Source organism: Pantoea sp. Z09, assembly GCF_022394795.1.
In the GTDB taxonomy this organism is placed as follows: Bacteria; Pseudomonadota; Gammaproteobacteria; order Enterobacterales; family Enterobacteriaceae; genus Pantoea; species Pantoea latae.
This window is the reverse complement of the sequence record NZ_CP092373.1, coordinates 2002400-2020135: the sequence shown is the minus strand read 5'-3', so window position 1 is coordinate 2020135 and position 17736 is coordinate 2002400. Positions and strand designations below refer to the sequence as shown.

The following is a 17736-nucleotide window of genomic DNA, read 5'->3' as shown; positions in this document are numbered from 1 at the left end:
TTACTTACTCTCGCGCGTAATCGTCATCGGGAAGGATTTGTTGTCGCTGAACAGCGCTTCGCACACGGCGGCGCCGTCTCCCGGTTTACACATCAGCTGCGGCATGCGGTAGCGCGAGCCGTCGCTGCATTTGGCGGTATAGCGGCTGCGGATCGAGAGCTGGCCGCTGCCGAGCATCGCGGCGGAAACCTCGTCGGCGCTGCAGCGCAGGTTATTGCCCTGGGTGACCGTGGCGCTGCCTTTGCCCGCGCTGAGTTCATAGCGCAGCACCGGAGAGGCGCCGCCCGGCAGGGAGTTTTGCATCACCACGCGCCAGCGGCCGTCGACCACGCTAATCGCGCCGTTGCGGACGTCCTCCACGCTCATTTTCAGCGCGGCGTCGGCGGTGGGCACGGCGGGCGTCACCACGCTGGCGAGCGTAGCGGAAGGCGCAGCCGGCTCGGCGGGCGCGGCGACGCTGGCCGGCGCCTGCGGCAGGGTGGTCGCCAGCTTCTGCGCGGCAATCAGCGCGGCAGGCGGCGCAACAGCGGTAGCCACCACCGGCGTGCTCGGCTGCGGTGCGGCGACCGGCGTCGGCTGATGCAGCCAGAACGCGGCGGCGGCGGCCACTGCCAGCGCCAGCGGCGCGAGCATCCAGACGCGCATGGCGCGGCGCGGCGCGACAGCGGGCGTCATCACCGGCGTGGCGTCAGGCAGGGGTTCTGGTTCAGGCAGCGGCTCTGGCTCAGGGATGATTTCCGGCATCGCAGGCGGCGGCGCGGCGATGACCGGCTCCGGCAGCAGCGGCGGCAGCGCCTCTTCCAGCGTTTCGCGCAGGCAGGCGAGCGCGTCGTCGCGCGTGCGCGCCTGCGCGTCAACAAAGCCCCAGAAGGTGATCACCGGCTTGCCGTCCACCAGATAGACATACTGCTGATCGGGAAACTGCAGCGCTTTGGCCAGCAGCGCGCCGAACAGGCGCATCGCCGGATTGTCGGCTTCGCGCGCGCGCGCGCTGAGTGCCTGCATCTCCTGCTGGGTCGCTGTGAGCTGATCCAGCGCCTGACGGCGCTCATAATCGCTGGCGCCCAGCCAGGATTTCACCTTGCCGCTGAACGGCGCGTACCAGTCGAGGCGGTCGCCGCGCGCGTTGGGCTGAGGAATGGCGAGGCAGTTTGCCAGCGCGGTCTGACGACGCAGCCGCAGGGTTTCACGTATTTGCAGGGCGGATGCGTAGACCGGCTGGCCGTTTTCACCCAGCGCCAGCACCGCGTCGAGATTGCCGCTGCGCAGAAAAGTTTTTGCCACCTGTTGGGCCCTTATCGGTCGAATTCTGAGGCAGAAAATCGTGTGTTATCGGCGATTGGGGTGATTTTACGTCGAGCAACAGCAAATCAAACGGCGGAAAAAACGGTGATTAAGGGCGTTTTTCGCGCGCTGCGAGAAAAATGTGCAGCGCGCGTAAGCGGTTATGCGGCGCGCGGCTTCAGCACCGCGTGCGCCGCCAGCCCGGCGACCAGCCCCCAGAACGCGGCGCCGACGCCAAGCAGCGAGAGGCCAGAGGCGGTGATCAAAAAGGTGATGACGGCGGTGTCGCGCGTACTGGGATCCGCCAGCGCGCGCGTCAGGCTGCCGCTCAAGGTCGACAGCAGCGCCAGACCGGCGAGGGTGGCGATCAGCGGCGAGGGCAGCGCCACAAACAGCGCGGCGATCAGCGCGCCGGAGAGCCCGGCCAGCAGATAAAAGCCGCCGGCCAGCGCGGCGGCCATCCAGCGCCGACGCGGATCGGCGTCGACCTCGTCGCCCATACAGATGGCGGCGGTGATTGCGGCGATGCAGACGGAAAAGCCGCCAAACGGCGACAGCAGCAGGGCGGCCAGCCCGGTCCAGCCGATCAGCGCCGAAACCGGCGGCTGATAGCCGTGCGCCTGCAGCGTGGCGATGCCCGGCGCGTTTTGCGACGCCATGGTGACGAAGAAAAAAGGCAGGCCGACGCCCAGCAGCGCGGTGAGGCTAAAATGCGGCATGATGCCCTGCGGCAGGGCGAAGCTGGCCGCCTGTACCGGAAAATGGATTGTCTGCCGGGCCAGCGCCACCGCGACGCCGGCGGCCAGCGCGGCGAGAATGGCGTAGCGCGCCAGCCAGCGCCGCGCCAGCAGCCAGGCGAGACACATGGCGCCGCACAGCGCAAAATCGTGCTGCAGTCCGGTAAACGCCTCCAGACCGAAGCGCAGCAGGATCCCGGCGAGCATCGCCGAAGCGAGCGCGGGCGGGATAACGCGCATCAGACGCGCGAACAGCCCGGTGACACCGCTCAGCACGATCAGCGCGTTGGCGAAGATAAACACGCCCACCGCTTCATTGAGGGTCAGCCCCTGCAGGCTGGTGGCCAGCAGCGCCGCGCCGGGCGTCGACCAGGCGCACAGGATCGGCATGCGCGTCCAGAGTGACAGGCCCAGCGAGCAGAGGCCCATGGCGATGCCCAGCATCGACAGCCAGCCGCCGATCTGCACCGAGGAGGCGCCGGCCGCCTGCGCCGCCTGAAAAATAATGGCCGCAGAGCTGCTGTAGCCGACCAGCACGGCGACAAACCCCGAGACCAGCAGGGGAAAAGAGAAGGCGGATCGCGCCGTGATGCTCTGCATAAAACCTCCGTCGTGCGTTATAGCGCACATCGTAGCAGTGTGCGCTATAGCGCTCAAGTGCTACACTGCCGCCACGATTTCAGGAGAAGCCTATGGAAAATCTGCATCAGCATCTCAGCGAGGCGCTGAAACAGCTGCGCCAGGCGAACGGCTGGAGCCTGACGCTGGCCGCGGAGCGCACCGGCGTCAGCAAAGCGATGCTCGGCCAGATCGAGCGCGGCGAGTCCAGCCCGACGGTGGCGACGCTGTGGAAAATCGCCACCGGTTTTAACGTGCCGTTTTCCTTTTTTATTCAGGGCAACGGGCTGCCGCCAGGGGAAAGCGCGCGCTTCAGCCAGCCTAACGCGCAGATGACGGTGCGTCCGCTGCTGCCCTGGGACGCGCAGCTGCGCTTCGATCTGCTGGCGGTGGAGCTGGCGGCCGGCGCGCAGAGCGACTCCTCGCCACACGAAAAAGGCTGCGTCGAGCAGGTGGTGGTGATCGAGGGCGAGCTGCTGCTCGGCACCGGCGGCGTCTGGCGGCGGCTGCAGGCGGGCGAGGCGTGGCAGTTTGCCGCCGACGTGGCGCACAGCTACCGCAATCCGCTCGCCACGCCGCTGCGCTTTCACAGCCTGATCCACTACCTGCAGCGCCCCTGACCTTACAAATTGATACGAAGGTAAACTACACAGTTTACCTTCGCATCTCTATACTGCGATGAACGTAAGGAGAAGAGCGATGAGCGAACTGACTGAATCGGCCGCAACGCTGCGCAGGCTGATCGGCAAGCTGAGTCGTCGACTGCGCGAATCCGCGCCGCCGGGCGATCTCACCTGGTCGCAGGTCTCGGTGCTGGGCTATCTGGTGCGCGACGGCGCGATGACCATTACCGAACTGGCCGCGGCAGAAGGGGTGCGCACCCAGTCGATGGGCGCCACCGTTGCCAGCCTGCTGGCGGTGGGCATGGTGCAGGGCGAAGCGGATCCCCACGACGGACGCAAAACCCGCTACCTGCCGACGCCGGCCGCCTGCGCGCTGATCGCCGCCAACCGCGCCCTGCGCGACGACTGGCTGGTGCGCGCCATCGACACGCAGCTTAGCCCCGACGAACAGCAGCTGCTGCGCGCCGCTGTTCCCTTACTGCAACGACTCGCCGACAACGCATCCTGAGAGGATTTTCCATGGCTCTGACCACCCTTGATACCCAAACTGCCCTGATTATTATCGACCTGCAGCACGGCATCGTGCGCCTGCCGCTGGTGCACGAGCCGCAGCCGGTGATCGACCTTTGCGCGCAGCTTGCCGACGGATTTCGCGCGCATCAGCTGCCGGTGGCGCTGGTGAACGTCGCCGGCGGCGCGCCGGGCCGCAACGAGCAGGCGCGTCACAGCGGCGACCTGCCGGCGGACTGGGCGACGCTGGTGCCGGAAATGGCGCCGCAGCCGGGCGATATCACCGTGACCAAGAAAACCTGGGGCGCGTTTCATCAGACCGATCTGCACGCTGAGCTGCAGCAGCGCGGCGTGACTCAGGTGGTGGTGTGCGGCATCGCCACCAGCATCGGCGTGGAGTCCACCGCGCGTCAGGCGTATGAACTAGGTTACAACGTCACCTTAGCCACAGACGCCATGACCGATCTTAATCTCGACACCCATAACAACAGCGTCGAGCTAATTTTCCCGCGCCTCGGCGAAACCGGCTCTACCGCCGACGTGCTGGCACTGCTTAGCGCGCGCTAAGATGACGATGGCGCAGGCGGGTCTGACGCGCTGGGCCGGGCTGATTGCCGGCTCGGCGGCACTGGTCGTGGCGCTGGAGTGGCTGCATATTCCGGCCGCGCTGCTGCTCGGCCCGATGTTCGCGGCCATCGGCTTTGCCGCATCCGGCCGCGCGCTGAAAATATCGCGGCCGCTGTTCAACTGTGCCCAGGCGACGGTGGGCGCGATGATCGCCGCGGCGATCCCCGCCACTATCTTTCATGAGATCGCCGATGACTGGCCGCTGTTTGTGCTGTGCGTCGGCTCGGTGATCGTCGCCAGCCTGGTGCTGGGTGGGCTGCTGGCGCGCTTTCGCGTGCTGCCCGGCTCGACGGCCATCTGGGGATCCTCGCCCGGCGCGGCCACCGCCATGACGCTGATGGCAGAGAGCTTCGGCGCCGACGTGCGTCTTGTCGCCTTTATGCAATATCTGCGCGTCATGATGGTGGCGCTGGTGGCCACGCTGGTGACGCGCTTCTGGGCAGGCGGCGACGGCGGGGCGCCGGCAACATCGCCCGCGCTTAATCTCTTCGCGCCGTTCGCGCCGCTCTCGTTCCTGTTTACGCTGCTCACCATCGCCGCCGGCGTGCTGGCGGCGCGGCTGCTGCGCATTCCCGCCGGTCCGATGCTGATGACGCTGATCGTCGCCTCGGTGGTGCAGGATGTGGGCTGGGTCGAGATCACCCTGCCGAAATGGCTGCTGGCGCTCGCCTACGCCTTTGTCGGCTGGGGCATCGGCCTGCGCTTTAGCGCGGAGATCCTGCGCTACGCGGCGCACGCCTTTCCGCGCGTGCTGCTGTCGGTGCTGACGCTGATCGCCATCTGCGGCCTGTTCGCCTTTCTGCTGGTGAAATTTGCCGGCATCGATCCGCTCACCGCCTATCTGGCGACCAGCCCTGGCGGCGCGGATTCGGTGGCGATTATTGCGGCGTCAAGCAACGTCAATATGCCCTTTGTGATGGCGATGCAGACCGGGCGCTTTATCGTGGTGATGTTCACCGGTCCGATTTTATCGCGCTGGATCGCCAACTGGATGGCGCGGCGCGCGTCCTGAAAAACGCCCCGGCGTCTGGCCGGGGCGATAAGGTTTACTGAAAGGCGTAGCTCAGCGTCAGCCCGACGCTGTAATTCCGTCCCGGCGCCGGTTCGAAATAGCGCCCATTCCCCTCGTTAACGATAACGGAACCGACATAGTTGCGGTCGAACAGGTTATCGACGCGGCCAAAGAGATCCAGCGTCCAGTTCTGCACCAGCCACTTATAGCCGCTGTTAAGCGCCGCCACGGTATAGGCGGGCGCCTTAACGTCGTTAGCGTCGTTGGCGGCGATATTGCTCATATAGCGCAGCTCTGCACCGGCGTAAAAGCCCTGTTCCGGCGCGTACTCGACGCCGGTGTAGAGCATATTGCGCGCGATGCCGGGGATGCGGTTGCCGTTGCAGCTCTCGTCACCGCAGGCGTTGCTGCGGTAGCGCGCGTCAAGCAGCGTCCAGGCCGCCTTGACCCGCCAGTCGGCGGCGAACTGCTGATCTACCCCCAGCTCCAGCCCGCGCCGACGGGTTTCCCCGGCGTTTTTATAGGTGGTGCGGCCGCCGAGGCTGGTGTCGGTGACGATTTCGTTTTTGGTGTCGGTCTGGAACAGCGCGGCGGTGATCAGGCCGTTGCCGATGCGTTTTTTCGTGCCCAGCTCCACCGTGTCGCTGGTTGCCGGTTTTAAGCCGGTGTTCAGGCCGGTTTCGCCGTCGGCGCGATAGGAAAGCTCGTTGATGGTCGGCGTCTCAAAGCCGCGACCGGCTGAGAGATAGGCGTTCCAGCTGCTGTCGATCGCATACTTAAGGGACGCGGCGGGCAGCCATTTGTGGTAGCGCGCATCGCCGCTGTCGTCGCCGTTGCGGGCGGTGACGTAGTAGTCGTTGGAGTCGAAATTAACCGTGCTGAAGCGCAGCCCGGCGTCCAGCGACCACGTGTCGCTCAGCTGCCAGGCGGTTTGCAGATAGGGATCGAGGTTCCACATCAGGTTACGTTCGTTGCGGCGGATATCGCCCTTGACGCCGTAATCGCTGCCGCTGAAGTTCTCGAAGCCTTTGCGGCGCTCGGTCATGGTTTCATAGTCGAGCCCGCCGGTCAGCGTGACCGGCATGCTGAACAGGGTGTCGCGATGGGTCCAGCGGGTGTCGATGCCCTGATAGTGGCGCGTCAGGTCGATCACCCCGCCCGGATGGGTCGGGTTGCTCTGGGTCGCTTTAGGGATCGACTGATACTGGGTGGTTTCACGGATCCCGGCGTACATCATCACGCTGAGATCGTCGTTCTCGCTCATCTGGCGCTGATAGCGCAGCCCGCCCTGGGTCTGATCCACGGTTTTGCGCGTGTTGTAGAGCGTGACGTTGCTTACCACCTGGCGCGGATTGTCGCGCCACTGATCGGGCGTCAGACCGCCGGGATCCTGCGCCTCGATATGCACGCTGTTGAACAGCAGCGTCAGGGTGCTGACATCGTCGATGCGCACGCCGAGCTTCGCGTTGCCGAGATTCTTCTGCGCCTCGCTGTGGTCACGGTAGCCGTGCGTAGTGAAGCGCGAGGCGGAAACCGTGTAGTTGACGTCGCCCGCGTGCGTGCCGTCGCCGGTGGCACCGCTGGCCTTAACGCTGTTGCGCCAGCTGCCGTAGCTGCCGTACCAGCTGCCGACTTCCAGCGTGGTCGGCTGCTGGCCGGTCTGGGTATCGACGTTAATGACGCCGCCGGAGGCGTTGCCGTAGAGCGCGGAAAAAGGGCCGCGCAGCACGTCAATATGGTCAATGGAGCCGATATCGATATTGGAGGTTTGCCCCTGGCCGTCGGGCATGGTGCCAGGAATGCCGTCGACGTAGAGGCGCAGCCCGCGCACGCCGTAGGTCGAACGCGCGCCAAAGCCGCGCACTGAAAGCTGCAGATCCTGCGCGTAGTTCTGGCGGTTCTGAATTTGCAGGCCCGGCACGCTGCCGAGATTTTCCGACAGGTTGACGCGCGGCGCGGCCTGGCGCATATCCTCGCCGTTCACCACGCTGACGGCGGCGGGCGTATCGAGTTCGGACAGGCCGGCTGGCGCCGGCGCGGCGCTGACCACCATGGTGTTGCTGCCGGTGTTGTCCGCCGCCAGCAGCGGCAGCGGCAGCAGAGCGGGCAGCAGCACGCTGGCCTGACGCAGGGAGACATTTTTCATGGATGAAAGACCGTTATAAAAGAGACGAAAATGAACCAGCTGGAACAATGTGCGCGTATGTTAAGGTTTTTTACGATTATTTGAAAAGCGTAAATAATAAGGACGTTTTATGCGAAATTCAGCGTCAAAAAATGTTTTCCCAGGCTGGCTTTTTGCCGACTTTCCCTTCAGTGTTAGCTGTTTAGTGAATGGACAACAGGAAGAATGAGTATGAGTCAACAAACCGCAGTCGCCGTACTGGGTTTAGGCGCGATGGGACACGCCTTCGCCGCCAACCTGCTGAAAAAAGGCTTTAAGGTCTATGGCTGGAACCGCACCCGCGCGCGCGGCGAGGATCTGGTCGCGGCCGGCCTGACGCTGAGCGACAGCCCGCAAGAGGCGGTGCGCGACGCCGACGTGGTGATTGCCATGCTCGCCGACGGTGAGACCACGGAGCAGACGCTGCATCAGGTCAGGGATGCGCTGAAGCAGGGCGCGACCCTTGCGCAGATGGGCACCATCGGCGTGGAGAAAACCGACGCGCTGATCGCCTGGTTCGCCGGAGAGCGTCCGGACGTGCTGTTTATCGATGCGCCGGTTTCCGGCACCAAAGCGCCGGCTGAAAACGCGCAAATCCTGGTGATGGCCAGCGGCGACCAGACGCGCGCCCAGGCGGCGGAAGCGGTGTTCGCCGCCATCGGCAAAGGCACCCAGTGGCTGGGCGAGGCGGGCAAATCGTCGCGCATGAAGCTAGTGGTCAACAGCTGGCTGATCGGCCTGATGCAGAGCCTCGCCGAGAGCACGCGACTGGCGGAGTCGTTCGGCTTCAGCACCGACGATCTCTGGCAGGTGCTTGAAGGTGGCCCGCTGGCGGCGCCCTACGCCAAAGTGAAGCTCGCCATGATCGCCAGCGACGATTACACGCCGCAGATGCATCTGGTGTGGGCGCTGAAAGACGCGAAGCTGGCGCTGGAAGCGAAGGGCGAGGCGAAGCTGCCGGCGCTGGAGAATATCGCCGAACTCTGGCAGCAGGCGGTGGACGCCGGCTACGGTGAACAGGATCTGGCGTCGATCTATCGCTTTCTGCAGGCGTAAGGCGTGACGGCGCGGCTGGCGTTCGATTTTACCGCGCGGCCGCTGGTGCCCTATGCGCACGACTATGCGCACGGTGACAGCGAACCCTGGCATCACCACAGCTGCGCGCAGCTGATCCACACGCTCAGCGGCGTGGTGCGCGTCGACATCGAGCAGGGCAGCTGGGTGGTGCCGCCCGGGCGCGGCGTCTGGCTGCCCGCCTTCACCCGCCACGCGCTGCAGATCACCGGCAGCGTCGCGGCGCGCACGCTGTTCGTCGATCCGCTGGCGCGCGCGGATCTTCCCGCCAGCTGTCAGGTAGTACAGATATCGCCGCTGCTGCGCGAGCTGATCGTCAGCGCGCTGCCGCTGCCGGAAACCTATGCGCCCGGCAGCCGCAGCGAGCGTATCTATGAGCTGATCCTCGATGAGCTGCGCGGCCTGGACGTGCTGCCGTTTCATCTGCCGCAGCCGCAGAGCGCTCGCCTGCAGCGCCTGTGCCGCGACATTCAGCAGGCGCCGGGGGAGTGCTGGACGCTGGAGGGCGCGGCGCGGCAGCTGAATCTCTCCGGCCGCACCCTGGCGCGCCATTTTCTGCGCGAGACGGGGCTTCAGTTCAGCGACTGGGTACGGCGCGCACGTCTCGCTATCGCCCTGACGCGTCTGGCGCAGGGCGAGTCGGTACTGCGCGTGGCGCTCGATCTCGGCTACGAGAGCCCCAGCGCCTTTAGCGCGATGTTTCGCCGTTTGTTGGGCGTCACGCCCGCCGCGTATTTTCCGCAGGCAGCGCGGCCGCCGCCGCGTTAAGCAACGCCTGCAGCGAGGCGCGAGCGATATCGCTGTCGATGGCGACGCCCCAGGCGCGCTCGCCCTGGTTGTTCAGGCAGCAGACGTAGGCGGCCGAACGGCTGTCGCTGCGCTTGCCCAGCGTATGCTCGTGGTAATCCGCAATGGTCAGCGTAAGCCCCAGCGCGCGCCGCAGCGCATCGGTTGCCGCAGAGAGCAGCCCATTGCCGCGGCCCTGCAGACGCTGCACGGCGCCGTCCACCCTCAGGCTCGCCTCCAGCCGGGTAATGTCGCCGTCGCTGCGACTCTCCGCTTCCAGCAGCTTCAGCATCGGCTGCTCGACGCCGTAATGCAGACAGAAACAGCGCCAGACGGCGCGCTGCGTCATCTCTTTACCGTGACGATCCGTTTCCTGCTGCACCCGCTGGCTGAAATCCTGCATCAGCGCGCGCGGCAGCCTCAGCCCGTGATTTTGCTCAAGCAGCCAGGCGGCGCCGCTCTTGCCCGACTGGCTATTAACGCGGATCACCGCTTCGTAGCTGCAGCCGATATCGGCGGGGTCGATCGGCAGATAGGGCATCTGCCAGATGCTTTCCTGGCGCTGCTCGCGGATGGCGAAGCCTTTGCGGATCGCATCCTGATGCGAGCCGGAAAAGGCGGTGAACACCAGCTCGCCCGCATAGGGATGGCGCGGATGCACCGGCAGCTGGTTGCAGCGGGTCACCACCTCAACCACCTTTGCGATATCGCTGAAGTCGAGACGCGGCGCGACGCCCTGACTGTAGAGATTGAGCGCCAGCGTGACGATATCGACGTTGCCGGTGCGCTCGCCGTTGCCGAATAAACAGCCCTCGACCCGATCGGCGCCCGCCAGCAGCGCCAGCTCGGCGCAGGCGGTGCCGGTGCCGCGATCGTTATGCGGATGCACGCTAATGCAGACGGCATCGCGACGGCTAAAGTGGCGGCAAAAATATTCGATTTGATCGGCGTAGACGTTGGGGGTGTTGACCTCGACGGTGGCGGGCAGGTTGATAATCATCGGGCGTTCGGCGCACGGCTGCCAGACATCGGCGACCGCCTCGCAGATCGCCAGCGCGAACGCCGGCTCGGTAAAGCAGAAGGTTTCCGGCGAATATTCAAAGGTCCAGTGCGTTTCGGGCCGCGCTTCGCAGCCCGCGCGGATCTGGCGCGCGCCCGCGCAGGCCAGCGCGACGATCTCCGCCTGGCTCTGGCCGAACACCCGTTCGCGAAACAGCGGTGCGGTCGCGTTGTAGAGGTGCAGGATGGCGCGCGGCGCGCCCTGCAGCGCCTCGAAGGTGCGGGCGATCAGCGCGTCGCGCGCCTGGGTCAGCACCTGAATGGTGACGTCGTCGGGAATGCGGCGCTGTTCGATCAGCTCGCGTACAAACTGAAAATCGGTCTGCGACGCGGCGGGAAAGGCGACCTCGATCTCCTTAAAGCCGCAGGCCAGCAGCAGCTGCCAGAACGCCAGTTTGCGTTCGGCGTCCATCGGCTCCGCCAGCGCCTGGTTGCCGTCGCGTAAATCGGTTGAGAGCCAGCGTGGCGCGCTGGTCAGCTGGCGATCGGGCCACTGGCGATCGGGCAGGGCGAGAACGGGAAAAGCACGGTACTTCTCTGCGGGTTGCGTCAACATACTACCTCCTGGTTGGGTCAGCTCAGTCTGCCGTGGCGCGCAGCCGCTCGGCGCGCGCAAAAATGACAACCGATCGCGCAAACGCGACAGCGTTATGCGCCGTCCGGTTAACCTCATGCGGAATCGGCATCGGCGCTTTTCAACGTCTGGTTTACTCTGGCTTTTTTGCGCGAAGAGGAGGCTGAATGAAATATCACGTTGTTGGCATGGCGCTGGCGCTGGCGAGCGCGACGTCCGCGCAGGCCGTTACGCTGCGCATCGCCGATCAAAAGGGCAATATGCGCGCCGAGATGACGGCGGCGCATCAGCTCGACGGGCTGGATTACCGCATTGAGTGGGCGGAGTTTCCCGCCGCCGCGCCGCTGGCAGAGGCGCTCAACGCCGGCGCGGTGGACGCCGGCATCATCGGCGACGCGCCGCTGCTCTTTTCGCTGGCCGCGGGTTCGCAGGTCAAAGCGGTGGCGGTCAGCAAATCGGTGCCCGCCGGACTGGCGGTGCTGGTGCGTCCCGACTCGCCGATTAAAACCGCCGCCGACCTCAAGGGAAAAAGCATCGCCACCGGCCGCGGCTCTATCGGCCATTTTCAGGCGCTGAAAACCCTGGAGCAGGCGGGCCTGAGCGATAAAGATGTTACCTGGCGCTTTCTGCAGCCTGCCGACGCCCGCATCGCCCTGACCAACGGCTCGGTAGACGCCTGGGCGACCTGGGATCCCTATACCGCGCTGGCGGAAGTGACGCAGACCGGCCGCGTGCTGGTGAACGGCGTGGGGCTCTCCACCGGCAACAGCTTCCTGGCCGCCACCGACGCCGCGCTTAATGACCGCGAAAAACGCGCCGCGCTGCAGGATTACGTCAACCGGCTGGCGGCGGCGGATCGCTGGGCCAACAGCCACGTCAGCGATTACGCCCAGACGCTGGCGAAGATCATCGGTTTCCCGCCCGAGGCGGCGGAAAAAGCGTTTTCGCGCCGCCAGTCGCACTGGCAGAGCATTGACGACAACACGGTGCGGCAGCAGCAGGAGACCGCCGACTTCTATCAAAAGTACGGCCTGATCCAGAAAACGCTCGATGTGCAGCCGACCTTTTATCGCGGACTCTCGGTGGCGCAGGGCGGTTAACGCAGGATGCGGTTGCGCGCCGGCGCAAAAAGGCGTAGAAAGCGAACAGAGCACGTTCGCTGCGCCTGGCGTATACTCACCAGAGCGTAACCGCATACCGTGAGGAGTAAAGATGAACAGGCTAAAAACCCTGATGGGCAAGTGGTTCGCCGAACCCGATCAGTTTATGCGCGGCTTAACCAATGAAGATCTGCGCCATTCCGATCGCGACACCCTGATCCTTGACGTCAACGGCACTGCCCGGCTGAACATGAATAACCCCGACGTCGGCAGAGCGATGCGCGCCCGCATGGAAGAGCTGGCGCAAAAACGTTAAGGACGCGCGATGGGACCGCTGGTGATTATGGTCGTGCTGGTGTGCGGCTACTGGTATACGGAAAACCACTATCCCTCGCGGACCCGTCAGGCGCGCTCCACCGGCTGGCTCGCCTATTTTTACGTGGCGATGCACGGCGCCAAATTCGCGCTGCAGGGCTTTTTCGGCGTGGTGCTGATCTACGTGGTGCTGTTTGCGCTTAGCCTGCTGTTCTCCATTCCCCATCTCTTTTTCCCGGACTATGCCGTGCGGGATTACACCTCCTGGCTGACCGATACCACGCTGATGAACTATCCGCTCTTTTTTGAGCTGGGGCTGGCGCTCGCCTGCCTGCGCGCGTGGCGAGCGGGCGTCGCGGCGCGCCGGGCGATGAGGGACAGCCAGAGCAGCATGGCGGAATACCGAAAAGTCGCCAGAGAAGATGGCATGGAGTCGCTGCTGCTGCAGGCGATTGATGAAGAGAAACTGGTATTCGTCACGCTGAAGTCGCGCAAAGTCTATATCGGCTACGTTGCCGCGCCGCGCATCGAACATACCCAAACCCAGCATCTGGCGCTGATCCCCTATATCAGCGGCTATCGTGACAAAGAGACGCTGCGCTTTTGCGAGCAGCATCGCTACTATGAACTCTATCTGGCGCAGAACATCACCCTGGACTCCGAGCCACTTAACCTGCAGCACTTCCGTCATCTGATCCCGATGGAAGAGGTCGAGGCCGTTTCGCTGTTTGACGTCGCCACCTACAAAATCTTTGACCAGTTTTCCACGCCGACCCCGTCAGAGTGACCATTCGTGCCCTGTTGTTTGGCGTTTGTCACGCCTGCGCGTAACATAGCGCGATGTTGAGTTATTTAAGCGCTTATTTCCCCGATGTTAACCTTTGATGGCCATAACGATCTGCTGCTGAATCTCTGGCTGCACCATCGTGACGCGCCGATCGACGCCTTCTTTAACGGCATTGAACGCGGCCACCTCGATTTTCCGCGCATGCAGCAGGGCGGTTTTGCCGGCGGCCTGTTCGCGATTTTTGTGCCGCCGCAGGCTTATATCGCCCAGACAATGCCGCATTATGCCGACATGCCTTATCAGCCGCTGGAGATTATGTGGCAGCAGCTGGCTATCCTGAAGCAGATTGCCGCGCAGTCGCAGGGCCGGGCGCGCCTGTGCTGCAGCGCCGCCGAAATCGCCGCCTGTCGCGATGAGGGCGTGCTGGCGCTGGTGGCACACATTGAGGGCGCCGACGCGCTGGATGAGCACGGCGAACAGCTGCAGGCGTTTTACGATGCCGGCGTGCGCAGCATCGGGCCTTTCTGGAATTTGCCTAACCGCTTCGGCGTCGGTGTTACCGGTGGCTTCCCCGGTTCGCCGGACAGCGGCCCTGGCCTGACCGACGCCGGCTTCGCGCTGATTGAGCAGGCCAGCGCGCTGAATATGCTGATCGACGTGTCGCATATGAACGAAAAAGCGTTCTGGGACACCGCCGCGTGCGCCGCGTCGCCGCTGGTCGCCACCCACTCCAACGCCCATGCGCTCTGCGCCCAGCCGCGTAATCTCACCGACGCGCAACTTATCGCTATTCGCGACAGCGGCGGCATGGTGGGCATTAACTTCGGCAATGCGTTCCTGCGCGCCGACGGCAAACGCGACAGCGACACGCCGCTAAGCGAAATTGTTAAGCATTGTGAACGGCTCATAATGGTAATGGGCGACGATCATGTGGGATTTGGCTCTGATTTTGACGGCATCTCCACGCCAGAGGCGTTAAAAGACGTGGCGGGTTTGCCGCGGCTATTCGCCGCATTACGTGAGGCGGGCTATGATCAGGATCGGCTGGAAAAACTGGCCTGGCGCAACTGGCAACGGGTGCTGCAGAAAATCTGGCAGGGCTGATTCATTTCCTTAACATTTGCGGGTTGATCTCGCTGCGCGGTTAGCGCACCATCAGCCGGCTCAAAATTGCGTGCATAATCACTGGATTGTTTACGTAATGATACCTGACGGGTATCGCTTTGTTCATTCACCTTAGAGGAAGACTATTATGTGGAAAAAACCTGAATTTGTTGATTTACGTCTCGGTCTGGAAGTAACGCTGTACATCTCCAACCGTTAATATTCATGCCCGCCTGCTGTGCGGGCATTTTGTTTCAACGCCGGGTTTCCCCTATGTTCATCAAAGTCCTTGGATCCGCCGCTGGCGGCGGTTTTCCTCAGTGGAACTGTAACTGCGCCAACTGTCAGGGCGTGCGTGACGGCACTATCCAGGCCAGCGCTCGCACGCAGTCCTCTATTATTCTCAGCGACGACGGCGAAAACTGGGTGTTATGCAACGCCTCGCCGGATATCAGCCAGCAGATCGCCCATACCCCAGAACTGATAAAAAAGGGCGTGCTGCGCGGCACCGCCATCGGCGCCATTATTCTCACCGACAGCCAGATCGACCACACCACTGGCCTGCTAAGCCTGCGCGAAGGCTGCCCGCATCAGGTGTGGTGCACGCCGGAAGTGCACGACGATCTCACCAGCGGCTTTCCGATTTTCACCATGCTGAAACACTGGAACGGCGGGCTGCAGCATCGTCCCATCGCGCCGCTGACGCCGTTCAGCGTCGATGTCTGCCCGAACCTGCGCTTTACCGCTATCCCGATCCTCAGCAACGCGCCGCCTTACTCGCCATACCGCGACCGGCCGCTGCCGGGACACAACGTGGCGCTGTTTATCGAAAACCTCGCCAGCAAACAGACGCTGCTCTATGCGCCGGGCCTCGGCGAGCCGGACGCGGTGATCATGCCCTGGCTGCAGAAGGCGGACTGCCTGCTGATCGACGGCACCGTCTGGAAAGATGACGAGCTGCAGGCGACCGGCGTCGGCACCAACACCGGCAAGGCGATGGGCCATCTGGCGCTTTCCGAAGAGCAAGGGCTGATGGCGCTGCTGGCGTCGCTGCCGGCGAAGCGCAAAATCCTTATTCACATCAACAACACCAATCCGATCCTCAACGAGCAGTCGCCGCAGCGTCAGTTTCTGACGCAGCAGGGCATTGAAGTGAGCTGGGACGGCATGGCGATTCATCTCCAGGAGTGAGTGATGCAGATCACCGAGACGCTGACGCCACAGGCGTTTGAACAGGCGCTGCGCGATAAAGGCGCGTACTACCATATTCATCATCCTTACCATATCGCGATGCACAGCGGCGAGGCGACGCGCGAGCAGATCCAGGGCTGGGTCGCGAACCGTTTCTACTACCAGACCAGCATTCCGCTGAAAGACGCGGCGATCATGGCGAACTGCCCGGATCCTGCTACGCGCCGCAAGTGGGTGCAGCGCATTCTCGATCACGACGGCAGCAACGGTCACGACGGCGGCATCGAGGCCTGGCTGCAGCTGGGCGAAGCGGTGGGGCTGACGCGCGAGGCGCTGCTGTCAGAGCAGCATGTGCTGCCGGGCGTGCGCTTTGCCGTCGACGCCTATGTCAACTTCGCGCGCCGCGCCAACTGGCAGGAGGCGGCCTGCAGCTCGCTGACCGAACTCTTCGCGCCGCAGATCCACCAGTCGCGCCTCGACAGCTGGCCGCAGCACTATCCCTGGATCAAGGAAGAGGGCTACTTTTACTTCCGTAGCCGCCTGAGCCAGGCGAACCGCGACGTCGAGCACGGCCTGGCGCTGGCGCTGGAATTCTGCAACACGGTCGAGAAGCAGAACCGCATGCTGGAGATCCTGCAGTTTAAGCTCGATATTCTCTGGACGATGCTCGACGCCATGACCATGGCCTACGCGCTGCAGCGCCCGCCTTACCATACGGTCACCAACAAGGCGGCCTGGCACACCACACGACTGGTATAACATGATGAATGAACACGCTATTCCCGCCTTTCGCCGCGGCTATCGCATGCAGTGGGAAGCCGCGCAGGAGAGCCACGTGGTGCTCTATCCGGAAGGCATGGCGAAGCTGAATGAAACCGCCGCCGCCATCCTCGAACAGGTAGACGGCAAGGCGAGCGTGGCAGCCATTATCGCCATCCTCGACGCGCGCTTCCCGGAAGCGGGCGGCGTCGGCGAAGACGTTAAAGAGTTTCTGCGCGCGGCGTATGAACAAAAGTGGATAATGTTTCGTGACCCAGAATAAACCCGCCGTCAATCCGCCGCTCTGGCTGCTGGCGGAGCTGACCTATCGCTGCCCGCTGCAGTGCCCCTACTGCTCAAACCCGCTCGACTTCGCGCAGCAGGAGAAAGAGCTGACCACGGAGCAGTGGATTGAGGTATTCCGTCAGGCGCGCGCCATGGGCAGCGTTCAGCTCGGCTTCTCGGGCGGCGAACCCCTGACGCGCAAAGATCTGCCGGAGCTGATCCGCGCCGCGCGCGATCTCGGCTTCTACACCAACCTGATCACCTCTGGCATCGGCCTGACCGAGAAGAAGCTCGACGCCTTCGCCGACGCGGGCCTGGACCATATCCAGATCAGCTTCCAGGCGAGCGACGAGACGCTGAACGCTGCGCTGGCTGGCTCGAAAAAAGCCTTCCAGCAGAAGCTGGAGATGGCGCGCGCGGTGAAGAAGCACGGCTATCCGATGGTGCTGAACTTCGTGTTACACCGTCACAATATCGATCAGATCGACAAGATTATCGACCTCTGCATCGAGCTGGAAGCGGACGATGTCGAGCTGGCCACCTGCCAGTTCTACGGCTGGGCGCAGCTCAACCGCCAGGGCCTGCTGCCGACGCGCGAGCAGATTGCGCAGGCGGAGGCGGTGGTCAGCCGCTACCGCGAGCGCATGAGCACCAGCGGCAACCTGACCAATCTGCTGTTTGTGACGCCGGACTACTATGAAGAGCGTCCCAAGCCCTGCATGGGCGGCTGGGGCGCGATCTTCCTCAGCGTGACGCCGGAGGGCACCGCGCTACCGTGCCACAGCGCGCGCCAGCTGCCGGTGCAATTCCCGTCGGTGCTGGAGCAGCCGCTGGAGGATATCTGGTATCGCTCCTTCGGCTTTAACCGCTATCGCGGCTTCGACTGGATGCCGGAACCCTGCCGCTCGTGCGACGAGAAAGAGAAGGACTTTGGCGGCTGTCGCTGTCAGGCCTTTATGCTGACCGGCAACGCCGATAACACCGATCCGGTGTGCAGCAAGTCGCCGCATCACGAGGTGATCCTTGAGGCGAGACGCGAGGCGGCGTGCAGCGACGTGAAAATCGGCCAGCTGCAGTTCCGCAACCGCACCAACTCCCAGCTGATCTACAAAACCCGGACCTTTTAA

Annotated in this window: 19 protein-coding genes; 15 read left to right on the top strand and 4 right to left on the bottom strand. The window is 63.8% G+C overall.

Features of this window, described 5'->3' with window-relative positions:
• Both MC269_RS09665 and MC269_RS09660 read right to left on the bottom strand, forming a co-directional pair.
• On the bottom strand, positions 1-1284 hold the full coding sequence (locus MC269_RS09665; protein ID WP_239952241.1) for an SrfA family protein: 1284 nt from the start codon (positions 1282-1284) through the stop codon (positions 1-3).
• A 161-nt stretch (positions 1285-1445) separates the two neighbouring features.
• A complete protein-coding gene (locus MC269_RS09660) occupies positions 1446-2621 on the bottom strand; it encodes a benzoate/H(+) symporter BenE family transporter (protein ID WP_239952240.1) in 1176 nt (391 codons plus the stop codon).
• Positions 2622-2713: 92 nt separating this feature from the next.
• Here MC269_RS09660 and MC269_RS09655 point away from each other — a divergent pair, with 92 nt between their 5' ends.
• The 4 genes from MC269_RS09655 (at position 2714) to MC269_RS09640 (ending at position 5411) form a co-directional block, all read left to right on the top strand.
• Positions 2714-3259, top strand: a complete 546-nt coding sequence (locus MC269_RS09655; protein ID WP_239952239.1) for a helix-turn-helix domain-containing protein — start codon at positions 2714-2716, stop codon at positions 3257-3259.
• Between the two features lie 79 nt (positions 3260-3338).
• Complete coding sequence (locus MC269_RS09650; RefSeq protein WP_239952238.1) at positions 3339-3770, top strand: MarR family winged helix-turn-helix transcriptional regulator; 432 nt, start codon at positions 3339-3341, stop codon at positions 3768-3770.
• An 11-nt stretch (positions 3771-3781) separates the two neighbouring features.
• Complete coding sequence (locus MC269_RS09645) at positions 3782-4339, top strand: isochorismatase family protein (RefSeq protein WP_239952237.1); 558 nt, start codon at positions 3782-3784, stop codon at positions 4337-4339.
• Between the two features lies 1 nt (position 4340).
• Positions 4341-5411, top strand: a complete 1071-nt coding sequence (locus tag MC269_RS09640) for an AbrB family transcriptional regulator (RefSeq protein WP_239952236.1) — start codon at positions 4341-4343, stop codon at positions 5409-5411.
• Between the two features lie 34 nt (positions 5412-5445).
• On the opposite strand, the gene pqqU is transcribed toward MC269_RS09640, so the two are convergent.
• The gene (gene pqqU / locus MC269_RS09635) at positions 5446-7557 is read right to left on the bottom strand and encodes a TonB-dependent receptor PqqU (RefSeq protein WP_239952235.1); all 2112 of its coding nucleotides are present in this window, start codon (positions 7555-7557) and stop codon (positions 5446-5448) included.
• A 210-nt stretch (positions 7558-7767) separates the two neighbouring features.
• On the opposite strand from pqqU, the gene MC269_RS09630 reads away from it, so the two are divergent.
• Together MC269_RS09630 and MC269_RS09625 are read left to right on the top strand one after the other, a co-directional pair.
• Positions 7768-8631, top strand: a complete 864-nt coding sequence (locus tag MC269_RS09630; protein ID WP_239952234.1) for an NAD(P)-dependent oxidoreductase — start codon at positions 7768-7770, stop codon at positions 8629-8631.
• Between the two features lie 3 nt (positions 8632-8634).
• Complete coding sequence (locus MC269_RS09625) at positions 8635-9417, top strand: helix-turn-helix transcriptional regulator (protein WP_081137511.1); 783 nt, start codon at positions 8635-8637, stop codon at positions 9415-9417.
• Here MC269_RS09625 and leuA read toward each other — a convergent pair.
• The gene (leuA, locus tag MC269_RS09620) at positions 9368-11050 is read right to left on the bottom strand and encodes a 2-isopropylmalate synthase (protein WP_239952233.1); all 1683 of its coding nucleotides are present in this window, start codon (positions 11048-11050) and stop codon (positions 9368-9370) included. The two genes, MC269_RS09625 and leuA, sit on opposite strands and share 50 nt — an antisense overlap.
• A 185-nt stretch (positions 11051-11235) precedes the next feature.
• Between leuA and MC269_RS09615 the strand changes: the two genes are divergently transcribed.
• The 9 genes from MC269_RS09615 to pqqE all read left to right on the top strand — a co-directional run bounded on the left by MC269_RS09615 (position 11236) and on the right by pqqE (position 17736).
• On the top strand, positions 11236-12168 hold the full coding sequence (locus MC269_RS09615; RefSeq protein WP_239952232.1) for an ABC transporter substrate-binding protein: 933 nt from the start codon (positions 11236-11238) through the stop codon (positions 12166-12168).
• A gap of 112 nt (positions 12169-12280) precedes the next feature.
• A complete protein-coding gene (locus MC269_RS09610) occupies positions 12281-12484 on the top strand; it encodes a hypothetical protein (protein WP_239952231.1) in 204 nt (67 codons plus the stop codon).
• 9 nt (positions 12485-12493) lie between these two features.
• Positions 12494-13270: a hypothetical protein gene (locus MC269_RS09605; protein ID WP_239952230.1), complete on the top strand. Its 777-nt coding sequence runs from the start codon at positions 12494-12496 to the stop codon at positions 13268-13270.
• Positions 13271-13354: 84 nt separating this feature from the next.
• A complete protein-coding gene (locus MC269_RS09600; protein WP_239952229.1) occupies positions 13355-14374 on the top strand; it encodes a dipeptidase in 1020 nt (339 codons plus the stop codon).
• 148 nt (positions 14375-14522) lie between these two features.
• The gene (gene pqqA, locus MC269_RS09595; RefSeq protein WP_010617686.1) at positions 14523-14594 is read left to right on the top strand and encodes a pyrroloquinoline quinone precursor peptide PqqA; all 72 of its coding nucleotides are present in this window, start codon (positions 14523-14525) and stop codon (positions 14592-14594) included.
• Positions 14595-14647: 53 nt separating this feature from the next.
• On the top strand, positions 14648-15565 hold the full coding sequence (pqqB, locus tag MC269_RS09590) for a pyrroloquinoline quinone biosynthesis protein PqqB (protein ID WP_239952228.1): 918 nt from the start codon (positions 14648-14650) through the stop codon (positions 15563-15565).
• 3 nt (positions 15566-15568) lie between these two features.
• Positions 15569-16324 carry a pyrroloquinoline-quinone synthase PqqC gene (gene pqqC / locus MC269_RS09585; protein ID WP_239952227.1) on the top strand — a complete coding sequence of 252 codons (756 nt, stop codon included), beginning with the start codon at positions 15569-15571 and terminating at the stop codon, positions 16322-16324.
• A gap of 4 nt (positions 16325-16328) precedes the next feature.
• A complete protein-coding gene (gene pqqD / locus MC269_RS09580; protein ID WP_081137715.1) occupies positions 16329-16607 on the top strand; it encodes a pyrroloquinoline quinone biosynthesis peptide chaperone PqqD in 279 nt (92 codons plus the stop codon).
• Positions 16594-17736, top strand: coding sequence for a pyrroloquinoline quinone biosynthesis protein PqqE (gene pqqE, locus MC269_RS09575; protein ID WP_081137528.1), 1143 nt, complete (start codon positions 16594-16596; stop codon positions 17734-17736). Before pqqD ends, pqqE begins: the two co-directional genes overlap by 14 nt.